The organism is Acinetobacter sp. 228 (assembly GCF_048147885.1).
The window spans coordinates 1-1954 of the sequence record NZ_JAYWYV010000101.1 but is presented as its reverse complement, the minus strand read 5'-3'; the positions used below and the strand labels follow the sequence as shown (position 1 = coordinate 1954).

General features: G+C 30.8%; 1 protein-coding gene. It reads left to right on the top strand.

The genetic code is table 11. The features are described 5' to 3' along the window. Positions 1–616 precede the first annotated feature (616 nt). Positions 617–1900 carry a diguanylate cyclase domain-containing protein gene (locus tag VXQ92_RS16265; protein WP_128202554.1) on the top strand — a complete coding sequence of 428 codons (1284 nt, stop codon included), beginning with the start codon at positions 617–619 and terminating at the stop codon, positions 1898–1900. The last annotated feature ends 54 nt before the right edge of the window (positions 1901–1954 follow it).

Here is a 1954-nt window from a genome sequence, read left to right as displayed (position 1 = left end):
TGCGGGTGAAGATATTGTTAAAGATCGAACAGTTAAATAACAGTTGCAGGGCACATTGCGCTATATCGATTTAAACAAATTGGTGACAACGTTTTCAATGCCAAAGTGTTGGAATAAGTTGGGTGTGTTAAGAGGGGAGTGATTGGTTTCATATTGCTGTAATTGATTTTAGAAACCCGCTTTGAAGTGGTTTTTTTATTGATTGAATTTAGACATTTAGTTTTTAATTAATTTGAGTGAAATTTTATCCGTTATATCTCACAAGCCTTACTCTGATATTCATAACTCTTAAACTTGTAAGCTTGGCCATTCTAGCGTAAAACTTCAAAACAAAATCCAAGACCACCATTTTCAATGTGTAGTGAGTCATCTGTTTTTTTGGGTTTTAAAAACTCTAGTTTATCTTATTTTTTTAATAGTTTTCCACTGACCATTTTCCTCAGATATTTGAGTTCTGTTTCTGCGGAAGTAATAACGTGAGCTTAGCAAGAGAGAATACTTCTTTGACTATTATATTATTTAAACTGTGAAGTTTTAAGATGTACTGTTTCAAATGAGTAATTTGATTTAATCTGTTATAGTTAATAAATAATTTAATTAAAAGTAGGGAGATGTTGTGAATTTATTAGAAACTCAAAAAATGTTTGGAAAAATTTATTTCTCAACACAGAATTACGGAAAATCACCTGAGACTATTTTTTTGCATCTTGTAAAAAATGTTGGTAGTTCAACTAGAACCACATTTAGAAATTATGATATCGAAGGTTCAAAAAAGACTATTGCAAAAATATTGGCTTGGTATTTTGCTTTATGTAATCGTTATAATTTTGAGGTTGATAATATAATCTGGAGTAAATATCCGAGTATATGCCCTCGTTGCTTGGATGAAAAATGTCAATGTGATCAGGAGAATTTAAATGATGTTGATGAAGATAAGTTAAGAGCAATTGTTTTTGAAAATAGATTCTCAATGCCAAAAAGTATTAATGAATGGCAGTTAATGTTTGCAAGAATTTATCCACCCAAACTGGATCGAGATAATCTTGCAGGGCTACAAGTAAAGGATATTATTGCTAGTATTTATGCTAGAATTTTTGAAGAGTTAGCAGAAGTAGCCGAATGTATAGCATTGGATTCTTATTGTGATCCCCTTAAAAAAGAATATTTAGCTAATGAACTGGCTGATGTATTTGCATGGATTAATTCTTTATGTAATACATTAAATTATTATTACAATACAGATGAATTTAATTTACAAAGTATTGTTTCTGAGAATTACCCTGATGTGTGTAATAAGTGTAGTGAGCCTAGATGTGTTTGTGCAAAAGGCGATTTCGCTTTAGAGTTATCTCAAAAGGGTATCGTTGGTATTTCTCACTATGACAAACTTACTAAATTAGCTAATAATTCAGCATTACAAATAATATTAAATAAACATTTAGCAAATGAAGAAAAGTTTTATGTGTTCTTTATTGATATAGATAATTTTGGTATTTTTAATAAATCGTATGGACAAGATGTTGGCGATTCAGTATTAAGCTTAGTCGCTCATGAGTTGTCTAATAGTTTTAATAAACATCAGATTAAAGGCGGCGTCTTTAGAAAAGGTGGGGAAGAGTTTGTTGTTGTAAGTAATACTAATAATGAAGAATTTGCCTATTATCTTGCTGAAGATTTGCGTAGAGCAGTCGAATCTATTGATATTAAAGGTATTGAAGAAAAAGTTACTATCTCTATTGGTGTAGCTTATTGTGAAAATGGTCATGGTGATGAAGCTATTAAAACTGCTGATACTCACATGCGCGATGCAAAAAGTTCTGGAAAAAATACTATTCGCCCAGAAATAGATGATCTTCCACGAATCTTAGAAAAATATGCTTTAAAGAAAATTTATGCTTAATAAGAAAACCCGCTCTAAAGCGGGTTTTCTTTTCTAGAACTGATCAAATTAACC